This is a genomic window from Albibacillus kandeliae, from assembly GCF_003116585.1.
Classification (GTDB): domain Bacteria; phylum Pseudomonadota; class Alphaproteobacteria; order Rhodobacterales; family Rhodobacteraceae; genus Albibacillus; species Albibacillus kandeliae.
In genome coordinates this window covers 18654-39479 of sequence record NZ_QEHM01000014.1, presented here as the reverse complement: position 1 = coordinate 39479, position 20826 = coordinate 18654, and the positions used below count along the sequence as shown (strand labels likewise).

General features: G+C 65.7%; 16 protein-coding genes. 2 read left to right on the top strand and 14 right to left on the bottom strand.

The annotated features are described in order from the left end of the window. Positions 1 to 50: 50 nt before the first annotated feature. The 6 genes from DDT93_RS24570 to DDT93_RS24545 all read right to left on the bottom strand — a co-directional run bounded on the left by DDT93_RS24570 (position 51) and on the right by DDT93_RS24545 (position 6789). Positions 51 to 1475, bottom strand: a complete 1425-nt coding sequence (locus tag DDT93_RS24570) for an amidase (protein ID WP_109468566.1) — start codon at positions 1473 to 1475, stop codon at positions 51 to 53. After that, positions 1472 to 2704, bottom strand: coding sequence for a serine hydrolase domain-containing protein (locus DDT93_RS24565; RefSeq protein ID WP_109468565.1), 1233 nt, complete (start codon positions 2702 to 2704; stop codon positions 1472 to 1474). The genes DDT93_RS24570 and DDT93_RS24565 overlap by 4 nt, the downstream gene beginning before the upstream one ends. A gap of 72 nt (positions 2705 to 2776) precedes the next feature. After that, positions 2777 to 3796 (bottom strand): ABC transporter substrate-binding protein, encoded by a 1020-nt coding sequence (locus DDT93_RS24560; protein WP_109468616.1) that lies wholly within the window; start codon positions 3794 to 3796, stop codon positions 2777 to 2779. 76 nt (positions 3797 to 3872) lie between these two features. Beyond that, the gene (locus DDT93_RS24555) at positions 3873 to 4730 is read right to left on the bottom strand and encodes an ABC transporter permease (protein WP_109468564.1); all 858 of its coding nucleotides are present in this window, start codon (positions 4728 to 4730) and stop codon (positions 3873 to 3875) included. Continuing rightward, positions 4723 to 5667, bottom strand: coding sequence for an ABC transporter permease (locus DDT93_RS24550; protein WP_109468563.1), 945 nt, complete (start codon positions 5665 to 5667; stop codon positions 4723 to 4725). The genes DDT93_RS24555 and DDT93_RS24550 overlap by 8 nt, the downstream gene beginning before the upstream one ends. Positions 5668 to 5670: 3 nt before the next feature. Next, the gene (locus DDT93_RS24545) at positions 5671 to 6789 is read right to left on the bottom strand and encodes an ABC transporter ATP-binding protein (RefSeq protein WP_109468562.1); all 1119 of its coding nucleotides are present in this window, start codon (positions 6787 to 6789) and stop codon (positions 5671 to 5673) included. A 220-nt stretch (positions 6790 to 7009) separates the two neighbouring features. Here DDT93_RS24545 and DDT93_RS24540 point away from each other — a divergent pair, with 220 nt between their 5' ends. Beyond that, a complete protein-coding gene (locus DDT93_RS24540) occupies positions 7010 to 8668 on the top strand; it encodes an amidohydrolase (RefSeq protein ID WP_109468561.1) in 1659 nt (552 codons plus the stop codon). Between the two features lie 45 nt (positions 8669 to 8713). On the opposite strand, the gene cueR is transcribed toward DDT93_RS24540, so the two are convergent. Then, positions 8714 to 9109, bottom strand: a complete 396-nt coding sequence (cueR, locus tag DDT93_RS24535) for a Cu(I)-responsive transcriptional regulator (protein ID WP_109468560.1) — start codon at positions 9107 to 9109, stop codon at positions 8714 to 8716. 84 nt (positions 9110 to 9193) lie between these two features. Continuing rightward, positions 9194 to 12598 carry an indolepyruvate ferredoxin oxidoreductase family protein gene (locus tag DDT93_RS24530; RefSeq protein ID WP_109468559.1) on the bottom strand — a complete coding sequence of 1135 codons (3405 nt, stop codon included), beginning with the start codon at positions 12596 to 12598 and terminating at the stop codon, positions 9194 to 9196. Between the two features lie 119 nt (positions 12599 to 12717). On the opposite strand from DDT93_RS24530, the gene DDT93_RS24525 reads away from it, so the two are divergent. Beyond that, complete coding sequence (locus tag DDT93_RS24525) at positions 12718 to 13170, top strand: Lrp/AsnC family transcriptional regulator (RefSeq protein ID WP_232825562.1); 453 nt, start codon at positions 12718 to 12720, stop codon at positions 13168 to 13170. A gap of 204 nt (positions 13171 to 13374) precedes the next feature. On the opposite strand, the gene DDT93_RS24520 is transcribed toward DDT93_RS24525, so the two are convergent. The 6 genes from DDT93_RS24520 to fdhF all read right to left on the bottom strand — a co-directional run bounded on the left by DDT93_RS24520 (position 13375) and on the right by fdhF (position 20823). Further along, entirely contained in the window at positions 13375 to 14490 is a 1116-nt protein-coding gene (locus DDT93_RS24520) for a Do family serine endopeptidase (RefSeq protein WP_232825561.1), read from the bottom strand. Positions 14491 to 14674: 184 nt separating this feature from the next. Continuing rightward, entirely contained in the window at positions 14675 to 15907 is a 1233-nt protein-coding gene (locus tag DDT93_RS24515; protein WP_109468558.1) for a glycosyltransferase family protein, read from the bottom strand. Beyond that, complete coding sequence (locus DDT93_RS24510) at positions 15900 to 16700, bottom strand: HAD-IIB family hydrolase (RefSeq protein WP_109468557.1); 801 nt, start codon at positions 16698 to 16700, stop codon at positions 15900 to 15902. Before DDT93_RS24510 ends, DDT93_RS24515 begins: the two co-directional genes overlap by 8 nt. A gap of 173 nt (positions 16701 to 16873) precedes the next feature. After that, a complete protein-coding gene (locus tag DDT93_RS24505; protein ID WP_109468556.1) occupies positions 16874 to 17092 on the bottom strand; it encodes a formate dehydrogenase subunit delta in 219 nt (72 codons plus the stop codon). Further along, the gene (gene fdhD, locus DDT93_RS24500) at positions 17082 to 17900 is read right to left on the bottom strand and encodes a formate dehydrogenase accessory sulfurtransferase FdhD (RefSeq protein ID WP_109468555.1); all 819 of its coding nucleotides are present in this window, start codon (positions 17898 to 17900) and stop codon (positions 17082 to 17084) included. Before fdhD ends, DDT93_RS24505 begins: the two co-directional genes overlap by 11 nt. A gap of 4 nt (positions 17901 to 17904) precedes the next feature. Next, entirely contained in the window at positions 17905 to 20823 is a 2919-nt protein-coding gene (gene fdhF, locus DDT93_RS24495; RefSeq protein WP_109468554.1) for a formate dehydrogenase subunit alpha, read from the bottom strand. Between the last annotated feature and the right edge of the window lie 3 nt (positions 20824 to 20826).

Genomic DNA, 20826 nt, shown 5'->3' with positions numbered 1-20826 from the left:
TCTCTAAATACTCAGATCCTCTCGTTGCCGCCGGGACGCGCGTCTCAGCCTCAGAGCACGGGCTGCGCCCCGGGTGTCCGGTACCAGCCGCCGACTGCCGCCTCGAAAGCCTTGGCCGCCTGAAAGGCGACCGCGTCGCGGTAGGTGGGGGCGACGAGTTGCAGGCCGGTGGGAACGCCGTTTTCGCCGAAGCCCGAGGGGACCGAGATCACCGGGCAGCGGCTCATCATGTTGAAGGGCGTGGTCATCACCCAGCCGAGATCCGAGCGGGGCGCCTTGCCGTCGATGCTGACCTTGTCGTTCGCCGGGTCGAAGTCGGCGGGAACCGCCGGGATCGCGGTGGTCGGGCAGATCAGCAGGTCATAGCGTTCCAGCAGCGGGCCGAGCTTCTTGTAACTCTCACCGGCCACCGTCAGGGCCTGTACGAAATCGGCCGGGGTGGAGTTGAGCGAGTCCTCGGCGATCTTGCGGGCGTAGGAGGTCATCTTGTCGCCGTGTTCGGCCATGACCCCGGCGATCGAGCCGCCGAAAATATGGGTCAGGTAGGCGACGGCGTTCTCCAGCATCTCCGAGCCCCAGCCGATGTCGATCTCGTCCACCGTCGCGCCAAGCGCGCGGAAGGTGTCGGCGGCGGCCAGCGTGTTGCGGCGTACCTCTTCGGAGACCGAGAAGAAGCCGAGGTCCATCGACAGCGCGATCTTCCAGCCCTTGAGGTCCGGGTACTCAGTGGGCAGCACCAGCTTGGGGTGCAGCGAGGCGAGGTCCAGCGGGTGCGGGCCGCTCATGATGTTCTGCAGCAGGATCACGTCGTCGACGCTGCGGGCGAGCGGGCCGCCGTGGTTGTAGAAATCGAGGTTGAAGGGCGGTTCCTCCGGGTTGCGGCCATAGGGGGGCTTGTACCCCACGACGCCGCAGCAGGAGGCCGGGCAGCGGATCGAACCGCCGATGTCGGAGCCGGTGACCAGCGCCGAGGTCCCGAGCGCCAGAGAGGCAGCCGCGCCGCCCGACGAGCCGCCGGGGGTGAAGTCGGTGTTCCACGGGTTGCGCGTGACGCCCCAGACCTTGGACCAGCAGACCACGGCCGACGAAAACTCCGGCGTTGCCGTGCGGGCGTGCATGATGGCGCCTTCTCCCAGCACCCTTTCGTTGATCGGGGAGGTATGATCCGCCACGAAATCCTGCATCAGCAGGGAGCCGTTGGTGGTGGGCCTGCCGGCGACATAGCTCTCGTCCTTGATCGCCACCGCCAGCCCGTCGAGCTGCCCCTCCGGCGCACCTTTGGCGTAGCGGGCCTCGGCGGCGCGGGCCGCCTCCATCGCTTCGTCGAAGTAGGTGAAGGTGAAGGCATTCACGCTCTCCCCCGTGGCCTCCGCCCGCGCGATCTGGGCCTCAAGCAGTTCCACTGGCGAGAGGGTCTTGTCGTGGAACCGGGCCAGCGCTTCGGTTGCGGTCAGGTAGAGAAGGTCTTCACTCATGCGTTTGCTCCATGTGCCCGGGCCACGGCCTTCACGCCGTTCAGCCAGTCGATCAGGTAACCCTCTTCACTGAGAGCGGTGGGCCAGCTCGACAGTTTCACCGCGACGAGCCCGAGGGAGACGTCGACGTAGATGTGCTGGCCGAAGATGCCGAGGCAGAGGTGCGAGGGCCTGTCTTCGTCCTCGATCCAGAACTGGTTGCGATAGCACCCCTTTGGCAGGAAGGCGCGGAGGTCGTCGTTCGCCAGCCCGTGGGCACCGGCGCGGATATCGTCGATCCAGCTCTTCGGGATCACCTGCCGACCATCGCGGCGCCCGTCCTGCAGCATCAGCCGGCCGAAACGGGCGAAATCGCGCAGGCAGGCGTTGAACCCGCCGTCGGCCAGGGGGAAACCGGCCTTGTCGACGGTGAAGTATCCGTCCTGCTCGGCGCCCATCGGGGCCCAGAGCCGGTCGGAGGCGAGGTCGGCCAGTCGTGTGCCCGAAACGCGCTCCATCAGGTGGCCCAGCAGGTCGGTCTCGATCGAGCGGTACTCGAACCGGGACCCATGCTCGGCCTCCTTGTCCACCAGTTGCAGGATCAGCTCCCATGTGGTGCGGGGCGTTTCCTCGGGATTCATGAAGGGGTAGGGCGGCTTCCAGTTCGCGGCGACATCCAGGAGAAAGACCTCGGAGTCTGGGTTGCCATAAGTCTCGTCGAAGGCGACGCCGGTGGTCATGTCCAGCACCTGCTGCACCGTGGCGCCGTTCCAGGCGGTCGCCGCAAGTTCGGGCAGGATGCCGGTCACCGGGGCGGCCGGGTCGAGCAGCCCGTCGGCGACCAGCGTCCCGGCCACCGCCGAGGTGATGCTCTTGGAAACAGAGAAGGCGATATGCGGCGTGGCCCGTGCCATGCCGTTCCAGTAGCTCTCGGCGATGATCCGTCCATCGAGCCAGACCAGCGTGGCATCGGTGTAGGTCCGGTCCAGCATCCCGGCCCAGGTGGTCGGTGTGCCGTCGGCGAGGTCGAAGGCGAGGCCGTCGATATCCTGCACGTCTTCCGCCAGGTCCCAAGTGTCCGGGCCGCGGTGGACGTTCACCGTGGTGACCAGTTCGCGGATGTGGTGAAAGCTCCAGCGGTTCCACGGCGGACCGTCCCAGTCATATTCGGGGAGTTGCCACTCCTTCGGTACCGGGTGGCCCTGCATGATCGGCGGACGCGGATCGGAATTGCGGTAACTGCTGGACATCGGGCCTCCTCCCGCGCGTCAAGGAAGACAGGCGGCCCGGGGGCCGCCTGTCGTGTCGTTCATTCGCAGTGCTTACTTCTGGAGGTCGGTCCAGATGCGCGTGTAGAGCGCCTGGGTGTCCGGATCGCAGGTGGGCAGGAAGACGCCCTTGTCCTTCAGCTCGTCCGGGATGATGATCTCGCGCGCGGTCTTCATATCCTCGGGCATGAACTCTTCCGAGCCCTTGATGCCGTTGGCGTAGCGGGCGAAGTCCGAGATCAGCGCGGCGTTTTCCGGTTCCATGATGAAGTTCTGGAAGGTCTTGGCTTCCTCGACGTTCTTGGCGTCGGCCAGCACGGCGACCGAGTCCATCCACATCACGTAGCCTTCCTTGGGATAGCCGTAGTGGATATCGGCGTTGGCGAGGCGCATGCGGAAGGTCGAACCGTTCCAGTTCACGCCGGCCCAGAGGTCTTCCTTGGCGAACTTCTCGATGTTGCCATAGTCCATGCCGAGCCAGCTCTTCTTGGCTTCGACGAGGCCGTCGCGGACCTTCTTCAGCACTTCCTTGTCGTTGGTGCAGGGTTCGCCGCCGTAGTACATGATGGCGAGGCCCATCACATCGCCCATCTCGGGAACAACGTTGATCTTGCCTTTCAGCTCCTCGGGCGGGTCCATGAAGATCGCCGAGGTGTCGATGTCACCCTTGTAGTACTTGGTGTTGACCACGACGCCGGTGGTGCCCCACTGCCAGGGAACCGTATAGTGGCGGCCCGGATCCCAGTCCACGTCGACCCAGGCGGGGTCCATGTTCTTGAAGTTTTCCATCTGGTCGGGGCGGCTCTCCAGCAGCAGGCCTTCCTTGATCCAGATCGGCACGTAGGTGGCCGAGGGAACGACGATGTCGAAGCCCGCGCCACCAGCCTTGACCTTGGCCAGCGCGGTGTCGTTGCTGTCGTAGTCGGTGATGGTCACCTTGATCCCGGTCTCAGCCTCGAATTTCTCGATCAGCTTCGGGTTGGTGTAGTTCCCCCAGTTGTAGATGTTCAGTTCCTGGGCCATGGCGCCGGAGGCGGCCATTGCCAGGGCAGACGCGGCTGCGAACAGTTTCATCATGTCGTTTACACTCCTTGTTGAGATCTTGGTCTTGTTGTCCGGCTTCTTGGTGACCGGTTGTGTCGAGAGTCTATCAGCGGCGTCCCCGGCTGATCCAGAAGAACAGCGTGACCAGCACGGCCCCGGCGACGAGGATCACGGTCGAGATCGCGTTGACCTCGGGGGTGACCACGCGGCGCAGCTGGCCCAGCATGTAGGTCGGGATAGTTTCCTGGCCTGCGGATTTCACGAATTCGGTGATCACCACGTCGTCGAGCGAGATCACGAAGGCGAGCATGTATCCCGCGATGATCCCCGGCCAGAGCAGCGGCAGGGTCACCCGAGTCAGCACCTTCAGCGGTGGCGCGTAGAGATCGCGCGCGGCAACTTCCAGCGTGTCGTCCATGGTCTCCAGCCGGGCACGGATCGGCAGGTAACAGAACGGAATGCAGAAGGCGGTATGGGCCGCGATCAGGTAGATCATCCCGGTGTAGCCGGTCGCCACCTTGATCCATGCAAAGACGATCAGCAGGGCAACCGCCGTCACGATCTCGGGCACCATCAGCGGCTGGTTGATCAGCGCGTAGATCATCGTGCGCCCCTTGAACCGCCGGGTCCGCGTGGTGGCGAGCGCCGCCATGGTCGCGGCGACACTGGCAACCGAGGCCGAAACCGCAGCCAGCAGCAGCGAGCGCACCGCCGCATCCAGCACCTGCGCGTTGTTCGCCGCCTGCTGATACCAGCGCAGCGAGAACCCTTCCCAGATGGCGAGCGAGGTGCCCGCGTTGAAGGAATAGAACACGAGGATCGAGAGCGGCGCGTAGAGCGCGAAGAAGGTGAACAACGCAATCGGGGCAAAGCCGGGAAGGCGGCGCACATTGTAGGCGCGACGGCGCTTGGCGGGTTTCACACGTTCTTCGACGATGGCAGTGGTCAGGCTGGCCTCAGACATCCTTCTTCTCCTCCCGCGAGGTGATGCGCACGTAGTAGATCAGCGCGACCATCACGATGGCCATCAGGGTCAGCGACAGCGCCGCCCCGAGGGGCCAGTTACGGCCAGCGCCGAACTGGAGCTCGATCAGGTTCCCGAACATCAGGTTCTTGCCGCCGCCCAGCACGCGCGGGGTGACGTAGGCGCCGAGGCAGGGAATGAAGACGAGGATCGAACCGGCAATGATCCCGGGTTTGATCAAAGGCAGGATAACCCGCCGGAACGCCGTCCAGCGCGAGGCGTAGAGGTCGTAGGCGGCTTCGACCAGGCGGAAGTCCAGCTTCTCGACCGCAGCGTAGACCGGCAGCACCATCAGCGGGAGGTAGACGTAGGTCATACCGAAGCCGATGGCGAAATCGGTGAACATCATCTGCAACGGCTCGTCGATGATGTGCAGGGCCAGCAGGACGTTGTTGATGACCCCCTCGGCGCGGATCAGTTCCTGAATGGCGATGGTCCGCACCAGCAGGTTGGTCCAGAACGGAACCGTCACGAGAAAAAGCCAGAATTCACGTTTGCCCGGTCGCTGGGTTGCGATGAACCACGCGGTCGGCACCCCGAAGATCAGCGTCAGGACCGTGGTGATCAGCGAGAGCGACAGGCTGCGCCAGAAGATCGACAGGTGCGCATCCGCCCACATCAGCGTGTCGTCGAAGATGTCGCGTTGCAGCAGGACGTTTACCCAGCCGTCGGTGGAAAAGTCCCACTTCACGTTGCCGTAGTCGCCCGGCGACAGGAACGAGTAGATCACCATCACGAACAGGGGGCCGGAGGCGAACAGGAATATGATCAGAAGTGCCGGAAGTGAAAGCAGCCAGCGGTTGCGGGAGTCCTGCCGCGCGGCGTGGGCTTCCAATGCGCCCGGGGCGGGTTCGGAGGCGAGTGCGCTGTCGGTCATGTCCTAGTCCTTCAGAACGGTGACCGCGCCGGGCGCGATGGTTAGAGCGGCGGAGTCTCCCTCGGCGGGCAGGACGCCTGCCTCGGCGGGAGCGTTCGGCTGCTTGGCCTTGAAGGTTTCGCCGGTGGCCAGCTTGAGGTGCAGCGTGGTTGCGTCACCCGAGTAGACGATGGTTTCGACCGTGACCGCCAGCTCACCGGCACCCGGCTCGCCCGCGCGGACGCTGGCGTGTTCGGGGCGGACCAGCACGCTGACCTCGCCGTCCGCCACGCCCTCGGGCGGGGTCACGGTAAAGCGGCCGCCGGCGTCCAGCGTGACGCTGTCGCCCGCTAGCGTCGCGTTCAGGAAGTTCGACTCGCCGATGAAGTTGGCGACGAAACGCTCCGCCGGTTTGGCGTAGATCTCGCGCGGCGAACCGACTTGCAGGATCTTGCCCGCGCTCATCACCGCGATTCGATCCGACATGGTCAGCGCTTCTTCCTGGTCATGGGTGACGAAGATGAAGGTGATCCCGGTTTCGTGCTGCAGACGCTTCAATTCGATCTGCATTTCCTTGCGCAGCTTGAGATCCAGCGCGCTGAGCGGCTCGTCCAGAAGCAGAACCTCGGGCTTGGGAGCCAGCGCCCGGGCAAGGGCGACGCGCTGTTGCTGGCCGCCGGAGAGTTCCGAGGTCCGGCGCGAGCGCAGATGCTCCATCTGCACCAGCTTGAGCATCTCGGTCACCGTGTCCTTGATCTCGGACTTTGACTTGCCGAGCATCTCCAGACCGAAGGCGATGTTGTTGGCGACGCTCATGTGCGGGAACAGCGCGTAGTTCTGGAACACGGTGTTCACCGGGCGCTTGTTGGGCGGCAGTTGAGAGATGTCGCGCCCGTTCAGCGAGAGTACCCCCATGGTCGGCGGCTCGAACCCTGCGATCACCCGCAGCAGGGTGGTCTTGCCGCAGCCGGAGGGACCAAGGAGGGTGAAGAACTCGTTCCGCCGGATCGCGACGGAAACGTTGTCGAGGGCCATGAACCCGTTTGCGGCTCCGAAGATCTTGGTGATCCCGCGCGCCTCGATCGCGGTCTCGCGTTCGGCTGCGGACGAGGGTGGGGCGGCGGTGGAATGAAGTGCGTTCATGGGGCTCCCGTCGGCTTTTTTCTCGGCGCATGAAGTGCGTCGGATTCCGTTTTCTCACTCAGGGTAGACGCCGGGTCTTCCGTTTTTCAAGAAATTTGATCAAGTTTTGAGCGAACAAAATTCACCTGTCCTAAATTTGGGCCGCCTTCGGGGGACCCGATAGGGGCGATAACGGCCGCGTCGAAACGCTGGTCCCAACAGGAAAACAAGGAAGCTACTCATGTCAAAAGCGACACTGATCATCGAGAACGCCCGCGTTCTGACGATGGATCCCGACCGTCCGCGCGCCGAGGCGGTGGCCATCGGAGGGGCGATGATTCTGGGCGTCGGTAGCCGCGAGGACATGGATGCCTTTGCCGGGCCCGACACCCGGCGCTTCGACGCGCAGGGCAAGACGGTGCTCCCGGGCTTCGTGGAATCGCACCTGCATATCTTCCCCGGCTCGCTGGGCCTGAAGCTCCTCCACCTCGACAAGATCCGGGGCGTTCCTGCCTTCTGCGAGGCGGTGCAGGCCTATGCCGCCGCCAATCCGGATGCCGAGCTGCTGGTCTGCAAATCGGCGGGTTACGACCTCTTCGGCGTGGGAACGCATATCACCCGCCACGAACTGGACAAGGCAGTGTCGGACCGCCCGCTGGTGCTGATCGCGCCGGATCACCACACGGCTTGGGCCAACACCTTCGCGCTTGAAAAAGCGGGCCTGATCAACGGGATGGACGTGCCGGTGGGCAACGAGGTGGTGATGGGCGAGGACGGCAAGGCCTCGGGCGAACTAAGGGAGTTCGAAGCCTACAAGCACGTAATGGCGCTGGACAGCGACGGGGGCCGCGACAACGCCGGCATGACCGGGATCGAACCGAAAGGCGCCACCGCCGCCAGCCGCGCGGCAGATGCCGAGATCCTGCTGGACGGTCTGAAATACTGCGCGTCCTACGGATTCACCTCGATCCACAACATGGACGGCAACTTCTACCAGCTCGAAGTGCTCAAGATCCTAGAAGATCGCGGCGACCTGCTGTGCCGGACCGAGATTCCTTATCACCTGACCCCGTCCAAGCCGCTCTCGATGATCGAAGAGGCGGTCGAGATGAACCGTCAGTACAAGTCGGACCGGCTCCGCTCTGGCCGGGTCAAGATGTTCATGGACGGCGTGATCGACAGCGGCACCGCCTTCATGGTCGAACCCTATGCCGACGACGGCAAGAACTGCGAGGCGCTGCACACCGCCGAACGTTTCAACGCGGCGGCCATCGAGATTGACCGGAACGGCCTGCAGATCGCGGTCCACGCGATTGGCGACGCTGCCGTGCGCCGGGTGCTCGACGGCTACGAGGCGGCGCAGAAGGCCAACGGCAAGCGCGATTCGCGTCACCGGATCGAGCACATCGAAGTCCTGAACCCCGAAGACCTGCATCGGTTCAAGGAACTGGGCGTGGTGGCGTCGATGCAGCCGCAGCACCCACCGCTGGCGCTCGACTTCCCGTTCCTGCCGTGGACCGCCAAGGTGGGCGAAGCGCGCTGGCCCTGGTCCTTCCCGGTCCAGTACCTGCGTGACGAGGGCGTTCCGATCACCTTTGCCTCGGATTGGCCGGTGGCCGACATCGACCCGATGCGCGGCGTGATGGCGGCAGTGATGCGCAAACCGTGGAAGGAGGGTCACCCCTCGCACGCCTCCTCGCTGATGCAGGCGCTGTCCTACTACACGGTCGGCGGGGCCTATACCGGCTTCGACGAGAACCGTCTTGGTCGGCTTGCCCCCGGATTGCTGGCCGACATCGTGGTCATGAGCCACGACATCGAGTCGCTCGCCCCGCAGGATCTCGGCACCGCCCGGGCCGCGCTGACCCTCTGCGGCGGAGAGGTCACCTGGGAGGCATGAGGTTGAACTGATTGTGGTCCCGGTCCGGACATCCGGGCCGGGGCCTCAGTTCTCCGGGGTTTCCGCCAGCGACTCGAGGATCGGGCAGTCGGGCCGGTCATCCCCGGCGCAGCAGCGCACCAGCGTCGACAAGGTGTTGCGCATCTCGACAAGGTCCGAGATGCGCTCCTCGATCTCGGCAAGGTGGCCCTTGGCGATTTCCTTCACCTCGGCAGAAGTGCGGGTATCGTCCTCGTAAAGGTGAAGCAGGTTGCGGCAATCCTCGATGGAAAAGCCCAGCTTGCGCGCCCGGCCAAGGAAGGCCAGCTTGTGCAGGTCGCTCTGCCGGAAGGCGCGATAGCCGTTCACGTCGCGCAGCGGCTTGATCAGACCGATATCCTCGTAATAGCGGATCGTCTTCGCCGGCAGCCCCGACCGGTCGGCCACTTCTCCGATATTCATGCCTTCCTCCTGCGCGTCTTTCCCGGCCAATGTGGGTAGGAAGCGGCTGGGACGCAAGCCGCTTCCCCCGCGGGAAGGTTCAGCTCAGGCGATGGTGGCCACCCGTTTGCGGACCTCCTCGGCCGCCGTTTCGCGCACCGGGCCATAGCCGCGGATCTCCTGCGGGGCGGTGGCCAGCAGCATCCGTTGCTCGTCTGACAGGGCCTCGTATCCACCCTCCAGCTTATCCAGCGCCTGCAGGTACCAGTCGATGAGATCACGATCGAGCTTGCGGTCGACGGTATAGCCGAAGGGGTCGAAGGCCGTGCCGCGCAACCCCTTGAACCGCGTCATCGCGCCAAGAACCGGGGTCATCCAGCCGCCAAAGGTCTTCTTCACCGGGCGTCCACGCGCGTCCTTCTTCGACGGCAGGAACGGCGGCGCCATGTGATAATGGACCTTCATGTCCCCCTCGAAATCCTGCTTCAGCCGATCTTCGAAGCCGGTCTGCGTCATCAGGCGCGCCACCTCGTACTCGTCCTTGTAGGCCATCAGGCGGAACAGAGAGACCGCCGCCTGACGCACGAGGTCTTCCCGGTCGCCGGGCAGGGCGCCGCGCAACTTCTCGATACGTGCGACAAAGCGCCCGGCATAGGCCGCGTCCTGATAGTCGGTCAGGAAGGCCGCGCGCCGCTGGACGGCTTCGTCGAGCGTTTCGGCCTTCGGCTTCTCCTCCATCGGCAGCGCCTCGGGGGTCTCGGCCATGACGCGGCCAAGGTCGAAGGCGCGGGCGTTCTTCTCGACTGCCACGCCGTTCAGCAGGATCGCCTGCTTCAGCGCCAGCTCGCTGACCGGCACCAGGCCCTTCTGCCAAGCGTAGCCCAGCATCATCACGTTGGCGAAGACGCTGTCGCCCATCAGCCGCTCGGCGGCCTTGTTGGCGTCGAGCGCAGAGAGGTTCGCGTCGCCCACGGTCCGGGCGATCAGTTCTTCGCGCTGACCGATCTTGAGGTCGGCGTCACGGTTCAGAACCAGGTCGCCAGTGGGCATGGCGGCTGTGTTCAGCACCATGCGGCTGCCACGGCGGTAATGGACCGAGGCCTTGGGAGCCGAGGACACCACCACGTCGCAGCCAATCACCGCATCGGCAGCGCCTTCCTCGATGCGCACCTGATGGATCGCGTCGGGTGTGGCGCCCAGCCGGATGTAGCTCAGCACCGTTCCGAACTTCTGGGCGAAGCCGGTGAAGTCCAGAACGCTGGCCCCGCGCCCTTCGAGGTGTGCCGCCATGGTGATCAGCGCGCCGACGGTCACCACGCCGGTGCCGCCCACGCCGGTTACCAGCAGATCGAAGGGACGGTCGAGCGACGGCAGGACCGGCGCAGCCAGCCCGGCGGTCAGCGCGGCGAGGTCGAGCTCGGCGCCCGACTTCTTGCGCCGTTGCACGCCGGAGACGGTGACAAAACTGGGGCAGAAGCCCTGCACGCAGGAGAAATCCTTGTTGCAGGTGTTCTGGTTGATCCGACGCTTGCGGCCGAACTCGGTTTCGACCGGCTCCACGCTCAGGCAGTTGGAGGCGACCGAACAATCGCCGCAGCCCTCGCAGACCAGTTCGTTGATCACGGCAAAGCGGTCCGGGTCTTCCATCGTGCCACGCTTGCGGCGGCGGCGCTTCTCGGTGGCGCAGGTCTGTTCGTAGATCAGGACCGAGACGCCCTTCACCTCGCGCAGTTCGCGCTGCACCGGGTCGAGATCCTCGCGAGGGTGGAACGAGGTTCCCGGCGGGAAATCCTCTTGGGTGAACTTGCCGATGTTGTCGCTGACCAGCGCGATGCGCTCGACACCCTCGGCCCGCGCGTTCCATGCGATGCCGTGGACCGAGACGGGCCCGTCCACCGGCTGGCCGCCGGTCATCGCCACGGCGTCGTTGTAGAGCACCTTGTAGGTGATGTTGGCCTTTACCGCCACGGCCTGCCGGATTGCCATCGACCCGGAGTGATACCACGTGCCTTCGCCGAGGTTCTGGAACACGTGCTTGCCGCCGTTGAACATCTGCGCGACGGCGGTGGGCACGCCTTCGCCGCCCATCTGGGCAAACCCGCCGGTCGAGCGGTTCATCCAGCTTGCCATGACGTGGCAGCCGATCCCGCTCATGGCGGTGCTGCCTTCGGGCACGCGGGTCGAGGTGTTGTGCGGGCAGCCAGAGCAGAAATAGGGCGTCCGTGTCGCGCCCGGCACGTTCAGCACCGGCGGTTTCACTTCGGTCAGCGCGGCGGCGCGGGCCGGGAAATTCTCGTCCGGAAAGAAGCTGTGCAGCCGCTCGGCCACGATGGGGACCAGTTGCAGGGGGTGCAGTTCTCCCACCCACGGCACCAGATCACGGGTCGCGGCGGCGTCATGCTTGCCGACCATCTTCTCGGGCTTGTGGCCCGGCCAGTCATAGAAATACTCCTTGAACTGGCTCTCGATGATCCCGCGTTTCTCCTCGACAACGAGGACCTCGCGCTTTTCCTTCACGAACTCCAGCGCGTCGCGCCGGGCCAGCGGCCAGACCATCCCGACCTTGTAGATGTCGATGCCAAGGCGCCGGCACTCCGCCTCGTCCAGCCCCAGCAGGCGCAGCGCCTCCATCAGGTCGAGGTGCCCCTTGCCGGTGGTGACGAAGCCATAGGTGGCATCCGGAATGTCGTAGATGGTGCGGTCGATCGGGTTGGCTTCGACGAAGGCTTCCACCGCACGCAGCTTGTGCCCGATCCGCAGCTCGATCTCGGCGCTGGGCAGGTCCGATCCGCGGATGTGCAGCCCGCCCGGAGGCGTGGCGAATTCGGGAAGAGCAAAGGTGCGGTCGGCTGGCAGCTCAACCGAGCGGCCCGATTCCACCGTTTCGGAGATCGCCTTGAACCCGACCCAAGTGCCCGAGAAGCGCGAAAGGGCGATGCCGTATTCGCCAAAGCTCAGGTATTCGTCGATGCTCGCCGGGTTCAGCGTCGGCATGAACCACGACATGAAGGCCACGTCCGACTGGTGCGGCATCGAGGAGGAGACACAGCCGTGATCGTCGCCCGCGACGACCAGCACGCCGCCCTTGGGCGAGGAGCCGTAGGCATTGCCGTGGCGCAGCGCGTCGCCCGAACGGTCGACGCCGGGGCCCTTGCCGTACCACATGGAAAAGATGCCCTCGACCTCGCAGTCGGGCGACAGAACCGCCTGTTGCGCGCCAAGAACCGCAGTGGCGCCAAGGTCCTCGTTCACCGCAGGCATGAAGGTGATCTCCTCGGCCGCGATCCGCTTTTTCTCGCGCCACATCTCGAGGTCGAGACCGCCCAGCGGCGAGCCGCGGTAGCCCGACACGAAACCTGCGCTGTTGAGCCCTGCCGCGCGGTCCCGTCGTGCCTGATCCAGCATGATCCGCACCAGCGCCTGCGTCCCGGTCAGGAACACGCGCCCCTTGGTCAGGTCGTAACGGTCGGAAAGCTGGTAGGCGGCGAAGGACGGGTTTGGTTCGGACATGGCTCACTCACTGCTGGCTTTCCGTCAGGATACCGCAGAGCCGCCGGAAAACGGTGTCCGCTTTTGCTCGAGATCGGTCAATTGTGAAATTTTGGTTCATTTGAGGTACTGATCTTGGTATGAACTACCACATGGAGCTCGATGACAAGGATCTCAAACTGCTTGCCCTGCTGGAGCAGGACTCCCGCCAGACCAACGCGGAACTGGCGGAGAAGGTGGGCATGTCGACCTCGGCCTGCTGGCGCCGCATCCGGGCTTTCGAAGAGGAAGGGATCATAGAGCGCTACGGTGCCGTGCTGAACCACGCGAAGATGGGGCAGGGGTTCCACGCCGTGATCCATGTCCAGCTGGTGCGCCATGACCCCGAGGGCGTGCGCAACTTCAACCGCTCGGTGGTGCTCTGCCCGGAAGTGCAGGAATGCTTCGCGACCACGGGGCAGGCCGACTATCACATCCGCGTCCGCTGCCGCGATATCGCCGCCTACAACACCTTTCTAGAAGAGGTCCTGTTCCGCCTTCCGGCGGTCAGTTCTGCCCAAACCAACGTGATCCTGCGCGAGCTCAAACGGTAGGGAAAAGGCGCCCCCTCCACTCGTTACACCGCACCTTCAGCAAAAATGCCGCGCGCTGCGGAATGAGGGGGCTGCAGCGCGCGGCAGGGGGAGATTGGGATCGTTAATCATGCCCCGGCGACTCCCCCGACGCCGAGGCATGACATCCCGTGAGTGCGGGATTGACCCCGGCGCGGGGGGACCGGCGCCGGGGGTCGGGCGGGATCAGGCCTTGGACTTGGCCATGGTCCCAACGGTAACGGTTTCGGTCAGCTTCTCGCCCTTGCGCAGCAGGACAACATCCGCCTGCTTGTCCGGTGCGGTGGAGGCCACGGCGCGCGTCAGGTCGCGCAGGTCGTTGATCTGCTTGCCGCCGAAGCTGAGGATGATGTCGCCATCCTTCAGGCCCGCTTTCTTGGCCGGGCTGTCATCCATCACGGACGAAACCACCGCGCCCTTGGGCGAGTCGTAGCCCAGCACCGAGGCGATTTCCTGGCTCATCGGCTTGATCTGCACACCGAGCCAGCCGCGGGTGATGGTGCCATCGTCCTCGAGGTCGGCCACCACGGTCTTGACCAGATCCGAGGGTACGGCGAAGCCGATGCCGACAGAGCCGCCGTCGGGCGAGAAGATTGCCGTGTTCACACCGATGACCTCACCGGCGTTGTTGAACAGCGGCCCGCCCGAGTTGCCGCGGTTGATGGCCGCGTCGGTCTGGATGAAATCGTCATAGGGCCCGGAGTGGATGTCGCGCGAGGTGGCCGAGATGATGCCGGAGGTCACGGTGCTCGACAGACCGAAGGGGTTGCCGACCGCGACCACCTCGTCCCCCGCGCGCATCTTGCCCGAGTCGCCGAAGGTGACGGCGGGCAGGTCCTCGCCGGTGTCGACCTTGATCACCGCGATATCGGTCATCGGGTCGGCGCCGATCACCTTGGCGTCGAAGCTGCGGCCATCCTGAAGCTTGACCACCACGCTGTCGGCACCGTCCACCACGTGGTTGTTGGTGACGATGGTGCCGTCGCGGGAGATGATGAACCCCGAACCGACGCCCTGCCGCTCGGGGACTTCACCGCCGCGGGGGAACATCTGTTCGAACTGGCGGCGCATCTGCTCGGGCATGCCTTGCGGCAGGTTGGGGGTCATATCGACCTCCTTGGCCTTCTCGGTCACCTCGATGTAGACGACGCTGGGGGAGACCTGGGCGACGAGGTCGCCATAGCCGCCCGCGGGAACGGCGAGGGCCGGCGAGGCGGCCAGGGTCATGACGCTGGCCGAGGCCATCAGGGCGGTGAGCGCGATGCCTGCGGCGCGGGTGCGTCTGGTCGGGGACTGGGTCATGGGAAACTCCGTTTGTCGATGTCTGGATCGAATATGAGTTCCCGGCCTCACAGGCAGGTTTGGCAGACTATACAAATTTGTTAGCGGGATTCTCCGCCTGCTGGGCTGCGCGTCGTGGCGGTGTCGGGAGTGAGGGGCCAGCCCCTCACACTCCCCGGGATACTTGCAACCCAAAGAAGGGAGGTCAGCCCTGGGCGGGGTAGTACTCGTCCTGGTCAGCGGACACCGCGGCCTTGAAGCTGGAAAGGAAGGCTGGGTCCGCCGCATGGACGCGGTTCCAGGTCGAGATGAAGGGCGTCTCCTGCGGGTTTTCGAGGAACACCTGGCCCGCCCTCATCAGGGATTCCGCGAAGAGTTCGATCGACAGTTCCTCGCGGTGGCGGTCGATCGAGAGGCCGTTCATCTTGGCGTCGGTGTAGTAGGCGTCGAGCATGTCGAGCGCGCAGCGGTAGTAGGTCGCCTTGAGCGTGCGAAAGGTGTGGCTGGTGAAGACGGTTCCATCGGCCGCGAGCTTGCGGAAGATCGCCTTGCAGATGTCGGTGGACATGCGGGCGAGGCCGGTCGAGGCGTCGTCAGCCGAGAGGTCCTGATGCTTGTGGTCGTAAACGTCGGCAATTTCGACCTGGCAGACCGAATGGGGCGCGAGGTTGCGCCAGGCTTCGGAGAGGATGCCGATCTCGAGCCCCCAGTCGGAGGGAATGCGCAGGTCGGGAAGGATGCCGGTGCGCATGGCGAATTCGCCCGAGAGCGGGTAGCGGAAGGCGCGCAGGTAATCGAGGTAGTCGCGGTCGCCGATCACCCGCTTGAGCGCGATCAGCAAGGGGCTGACCAGCAGGCGGGTGACGCGCCCGTTCAGCTTGTTGTCCCCGATCCTCGGATAATAGCCCTTGGCCACCTGGTAGGGGAAGGTCGGGTTCGCGACGGGGTAGACGAGGCGGGCCAGCATCTCGTTGGTGTAGGTCACGATATCGCAGTCGTGGATCGCCATCACCGCGCTGTCGGCGCAGGCGATCAGGTAGCCGAAGCAGGTCCAGACGTTCTTGCCCTTGCCGGGTTCGTTCGGGGCGAGGCCCATGGCCTCCAGCCGCTGCATCAACTCGAGGCTGCGGGGGCTGTCGTTCCAGATCACCACGTGGTTCTGCGGCAGGGCGGAGAAGAACGCGCAGGCCTTCTTGAACTGCGCTTCGTCGGCGCGGTCCAGCCCGATGATGATGCGGTGCAGATAGGGCACCTTTGCAAGTTCGGCCAGGATGTTGGGCATCGCCGGGCCCTCGAGTTCGGAGTAGAGGCAGGGCAGGATCAGGGTGATCTTGCGGGTCTGGGCAAAGACCTCGAGCTCGTAGGTCATCTCGGCGAGGGATTGGGTGCGCAGGTTGTGCAACGTGGCGATATTGCCGTTCTGGTGAAAGTCAGCCATCCGCTGCGGGCTCCTGTGACAATGACAACTCGGAAAGTAGATCGAGGATCGCACGGTTCCAACCGGCCGGGCCGCTTTCCCGGGTGCGCCGGATGCGTCCTGTTTCCTCGCCCTGAAGAGGGGGAAGCGGCGAGGCATCGGGGTTGGCGATGATCACCCCGTGGTCGGCGGCTTCCAGCATCTCGACATCGTTCGGGGCGTCGCCGAGGGCGATGGTGACGCCGGGGCGCAAGTCGGCGATGATCTCGGCCATGCGGTCGGACTTGCTGCTGCCGTGCGAGAGTGTCAGGAACCGGCCGCCGCGTCGCGCCGCGATACCCTTGTTCTGCAGTGCATCGAGGAAATCGGCGAGCCGGTCGTCGCTCCCCGACCAGATCCCCGGTTCTGAGGCAAGGCGCTGGCGGGCGAGCCGCGCCTGTGCCACGGGCAGCCCGGTGACCTCGGCCACGCCCGCGTCGTCCATGTCGCCGAAGCCGCGGAAGGTCAGGCGCAGCGCGTCGGGCAGGCTGGCAAGCGCCGCGCGGATAGCGCGGTAGGCGCTGTCATCCCCCTCGCCCGATTGTCCCGGCGCGACGAGGCCCGCGCCATTCTCGGCGATGGCGGGCCAGTTCGCCAGCCCGAGGGCGGTGCGCAGGGGCGCGATCTCGGCTGCGGTCTTGCTGCTGGCCAGAACCACACCGGCCCCGATCTGCGCGAGGCGGTCCAGAGCGGGCCGGGCCGGGGCATGGGAATAGCTGTGATGGCCGAGGAGCGTGCCGTCCAGATCGGTGAAGACGAGGAGAGGGAGCTGCATCGCGACGGGTCGTATCCTTGATCGGCGGCAGCGGCGACAGGATGGCGCTGCCCGTCGAGGTTAGGACATGTCCGCCCGCATGGGAACCGCCGAGGCGTTCCAAATGCGACCCGGGGCGTCGAAAACTGCCCGAACGCGCGCAAACCCGGCAGCGGTGTGCCGGGCTCGGTGGGTCAGTCCGCGGGCACCCTGATCTGCGCGAACGCCTCCATCACCAGTGGCTTCAGCCCCGCGCCGCCGGCGGTGACATGGGCGGCGAGTTGCTGGCGCATGCGCGGTTCCCAGAAGTCGTTGATATGGGCGGCAACCTTGGCCGCCTGCCCCTCGCCGGGCTGGGTCTCGAAGAAGGTGGCGATCTGGTTGGCCATCATGACCAGTTTCTCAGGCGACATCGGAGGCTCCGGTCGAGATGCGTTCGGGATGGGAATAGAGGTCGAACCCGCCGCCACGGGCAAAGGCGGCGAGGGTGAGGCCCGCGTCCTGGGCGAGGCGCAGGGCATGGGATGTCGGGGCCGAGGCGGCAATGAGGACCGGGCAGCCGGCCATGGCACACTTCTGCACCATCTCGACCGAGATGCGCGAGGTGAGCACGATGGCGCCGGCCCCGGCGTCGGTCCCGATGCGGGCCATGGCGCCGATCAGCTTGTCGAGCGCATTGTGCCGTCCCACGTCCTCGCGGGCGAGGACGAGGCCGCGCCCGGGCAGCAGGAACCCGGCGGCATGCACCGCGTGGGTCCGGTCGTGCAGGGGCTGGTGATCGCGTAGCGCGTCGGTGGCATGGGCCACATCCGCCCGGGCGAGGACAGCGGTGCCCGAGACCCGGGGCAGGGGGCGCACTGCCTCCTCCAGGCTGTCGAGGCCGCAGAGCCCGCAGCCGACCGGCCCGGCCATGTGCCGCCGCCGCCGGTCAAGTGCCTCGGCGCGCCCGCCGCCCAGCCAGAACCGCGCTTCGATCCCCGCCTCATGTTCGGCAATCTCGAAGCTTTCGATCTGGTCGAGCCGGTCGATCACGCCCTCGGTCAGCGCAAAGCCCATGGCGAAATCCTCGATGTCCGAGGGCGTCGCCATCATCACGGCGTAGGTCGAGCCGCCGAAGACCAGAGCCACCGGCACCTCTTCCGGCAGGGTGCGCACCACCTCGCGCTGCCCGTCACGCTGGACGGACAGACCCGGGACGCTGACGGCCGGCCGGAAGACCATGGCGCTACTCCGCCGCGGGGAGGATGCGCCGCGCGCGCTCGGCCTGCGCGGCATAGTCCTCCTGCCAGTCGGTCGGCCCGTTCGAGGGCGCGACCTGAACGGCGGTGACCTTGTACTCGGGGCAGTTGGTGGCCCAGTCCGAGTAGTCGGTGGTGATCACGTTGGCCTGCGTATCCGGATGGTGGAAGGTGGTATAGACCACGCCGGGGCTGACCCGGTCGGTCAGCTTGGCCACCAGCGTCGTCTCGCCCGAGCGGCTGGCGAGCCGTACCCAGTCGCCTTCGTTCACGCCGCGCACCTCGGCATCATGCGGGTGGATTTCCAGCTCGTCCCGCCCGTGCCAGACGACGTTGTCGGTCCGCCGCGTCTGGGCGCCCACGTTGTACTGGCTGAGGATGCGGCCTGTGGTCAGCAGCAGCGGGAAGCGGGGCCCGGTGCGCTCCTCGGTCGCGACATACTCGGTGACGATGAACCGCCCCTTGCCGCGCACGAAGCCGTCGACGTGCATCAGCGGCGTACCATCGGGCGTCTTCTCGTTCACCGGCCATTGCAGCGAACCCTTCTCCTCGAGCCGCTCGTAGGTGACCCCGGCGAAGGAGGGCGTCGTGGCTGCGATCTCGGCCATGATCTGCGAGGGGTGCGTATAGGTCCAGTCCGCGCCCATGGCGTTCGCGAGCATCTGGGTGACTTCCCAGTCCTCGTAGCCGTTCCGGGGCGCCATCACCCGGCGCACCATGTTGATGCGGCGTTCGGCATTGGTGAAGGTGCCGTTCTTCTCGAGGAAGGTCGACCCCGGCAGGAAGACATGCGCGTAGTTCGCGGTCTCGTTCAGGAAGAGGTCATGCACGATGACGCATTCCATCGCCGCGAGGCCCGCCGCCACGTGCTTGGTATCGGGGTCGGACTGCAGGATGTCCTCGCCCTGGCAGTAGAGCCCCTTGAAGGTGCCATCGACCGCCGCGTCCAGCATGTTCGGGATCCGCAGGCCCGGCTCCGGGTCGATCTCGACCCCCCAGGCCTCCTCGAAGATCGCGCGGACCTCCGGCAGCTTGACGTGTCGATAGCCTGGCAGCTCGTGCGGGAACGATCCCATGTCGCAGGAGCCCTGCACGTTGTTCTGCCCGCGCAGCGGGTTCACGCCCACGCCGGGCCGCCCGACGTTGCCGGTCAGCATGGCGAGGTTGGCGATGCCGATCACGGTGGTAGAGCCCTGGCTGTGCTCGGTCACGCCGAGGCCGTAGTAGATGGCCCCGTTGCCGCCAGTTGCGAACAGCCGCGCCGCCGCCCGCAGATCTGCCGCCGGCACGCCGGTCAGCAGCTCGGTGGCTTCCGGGCTATGGCGCGGATCGCTCACGAACTCCGCGTATTCCTGGAACTCGTCCCAGTCGCAGCGCTCGCGGATGTATCCCTCGTCCATCAGCCCCTCGGTGACGATCACATGCGCCAGCGCGGTGACCACGGCCACGTTGGTGCCGGGCCGCAGGGCAAGGTGGTGCGAGGCTTCGACATGGGCCGATTTGACGAGGTCGATCCGCCGCGGGTCGATCACGATCAGCTTGGCGCCCTGCCGCAGCCGCTTCTTGAGCCGCGAGGCAAAGACCGGATGCCCGTCGGTCGGATTGGCGCCGATCACGATCACCACGTCGGTATGTTCGACCGAGTCGAAGTCCTGCGTGCCCGCCGAGGTGCCGAATGTCTGGCCAAGGCCATAGCCGGTCGGCGAGTGGCAGACCCGTGCACAGGTGTCCGTATTGTTGTTCATGAAGACCGCGCGCGTCAGCTTCTGAACCAGGTAGGTTTCCTCGTTGGTGCAGCGGCTGGAGGTGATCACCCCGACCGAGCGGCGGCCATAGGTCTCCTGCAGGCCCCGCATCTTGCGCGCGGCAAAGCTCAGCGCCTCCTCCCACGAAACCTCCTGCCAGGGCTCGTCGATCGAGTCCCGGATCATCGGGCTCAGGATGCGGTCCTTGTGGGTGGCGTAGCCATAGGCGAAGCGGCCCTTCACGCAGGAATGGCCCCGGTTCGCCTTGCCATGCTTCCACGGCACCATGCGCACCAGCTGGTCGCCGTTCAGCTCGGCCTTGAACGAGCAGCCGACGCCGCAATAGGCGCAGGTGGTCACGACCGAGCGCTCCGGTGTGCCCATCTCGATCACCGACTTCTCCTGCAGTGTCGCGGTGGGGCAGGCCTGCACGCAGGCGCCGCAGCTCACGCAGTCCGAGCTCAGGAAATTGTCCGCCGCCGTGCCTGCCGACACCCGGCTGTCGAACCCGCGCCCCGCGATGGTCAGGGCAAAGGTGCCCTGCACCTCCTCGCAGGCCCGCACGCAGCGCGAGCAGACGATGCACTTGGAGGGGTCGTAGGTGAAATAGGGGTTGCTGTCGTCCTTGGGGATATAGAGCGGATTGGCCTCCCCCTCGGGAGCACGGGCCCGCATGTCGCCCTGCGCCAGCGTTCCGGCGGTCTTGGCATAGTGGTTCTCGCCCGCTTCGTAGCGCACGTCACGCAGACCGACCATCCCGGCCATGTCCTGCAGCTCGCAGTCGCCGTTGGCGCCGCAGGTCAGGCAGTCCAGCGGGTGATCGGAGATGTAGAGCTCCATCACACCCTTGCGGATCTTCTTCACCTTGGAGGATTGGGTGTGCACCACCATGCCGGGATGCACCGGCGTGGTGCAGGAGGCGGGGGTGCCCCGCCGTCCCTCGATCTCGACCACGCAGAGGCGGCACGAGCCGAAGGCGTTCAGGCTGTCGGTGGCACAGAGCTTGGGAACCGCGATCCCGGCTTCGGCCGCCGCGCGCATGACCGAGGTGCCCTCGGGCACCGTGATCTCGAACCCGTCGATGGTCAGCGTCACCGGCTTGCCCGCCTTGGCGGGGGTGCCCATGTCCTTGTCGTCCCACGGAATGATGAAATCCTTCATGCC

What these genes read in the sequence shown, in the direction of transcription:
- DDT93_RS24570 (WP_109468566.1), bottom strand. Translation starts at nt 1,475, where the DNA reads ATGAGTGAAGACCTTCTCTACCTGACCGCAACCGAAGCGCTGGCCCGG.
- DDT93_RS24565 (WP_109468565.1), bottom strand. Translation starts at nt 2,704, where the DNA reads ATGTCCAGCAGTTACCGCAATTCCGATCCGCGTCCGCCGATCATGCAG.
- DDT93_RS24560 (WP_109468616.1), bottom strand. Translation starts at nt 3,796, where the DNA reads ATGAAACTGTTCGCAGCCGCGTCTGCCCTGGCAATGGCCGCCTCCGGC.
- DDT93_RS24555 (WP_109468564.1), bottom strand. Translation starts at nt 4,730, where the DNA reads ATGTCTGAGGCCAGCCTGACCACTGCCATCGTCGAAGAACGTGTGAAA.
- DDT93_RS24550 (WP_109468563.1), bottom strand. Translation starts at nt 5,667, where the DNA reads ATGACCGACAGCGCACTCGCCTCCGAACCCGCCCCGGGCGCATTGGAA.
- DDT93_RS24545 (WP_109468562.1), bottom strand. Translation starts at nt 6,789, where the DNA reads ATGAACGCACTTCATTCCACCGCCGCCCCACCCTCGTCCGCAGCCGAA.
- DDT93_RS24540 (WP_109468561.1), top strand. Translation starts at nt 7,010, where the DNA reads ATGTCAAAAGCGACACTGATCATCGAGAACGCCCGCGTTCTGACGATG.
- cueR (WP_109468560.1), bottom strand. Translation starts at nt 9,109, where the DNA reads ATGAATATCGGAGAAGTGGCCGACCGGTCGGGGCTGCCGGCGAAGACG.
- DDT93_RS24530 (WP_109468559.1), bottom strand. Translation starts at nt 12,598, where the DNA reads ATGTCCGAACCAAACCCGTCCTTCGCCGCCTACCAGCTTTCCGACCGT.
- DDT93_RS24525 (WP_232825562.1), top strand. Translation starts at nt 12,718, where the DNA reads ATGAACTACCACATGGAGCTCGATGACAAGGATCTCAAACTGCTTGCC.
- DDT93_RS24520 (WP_232825561.1), bottom strand. Translation starts at nt 14,490, where the DNA reads ATGACCCAGTCCCCGACCAGACGCACCCGCGCCGCAGGCATCGCGCTC.
- DDT93_RS24515 (WP_109468558.1), bottom strand. Translation starts at nt 15,907, where the DNA reads ATGGCTGACTTTCACCAGAACGGCAATATCGCCACGTTGCACAACCTG.
- DDT93_RS24510 (WP_109468557.1), bottom strand. Translation starts at nt 16,700, where the DNA reads ATGCAGCTCCCTCTCCTCGTCTTCACCGATCTGGACGGCACGCTCCTC.
- DDT93_RS24505 (WP_109468556.1), bottom strand. Translation starts at nt 17,092, where the DNA reads ATGTCGCCTGAGAAACTGGTCATGATGGCCAACCAGATCGCCACCTTC.
- fdhD (WP_109468555.1), bottom strand. Translation starts at nt 17,900, where the DNA reads ATGGTCTTCCGGCCGGCCGTCAGCGTCCCGGGTCTGTCCGTCCAGCGT.
- fdhF (WP_109468554.1), bottom strand. Translation starts at nt 20,823, where the DNA reads ATGAAGGATTTCATCATTCCGTGGGACGACAAGGACATGGGCACCCCC.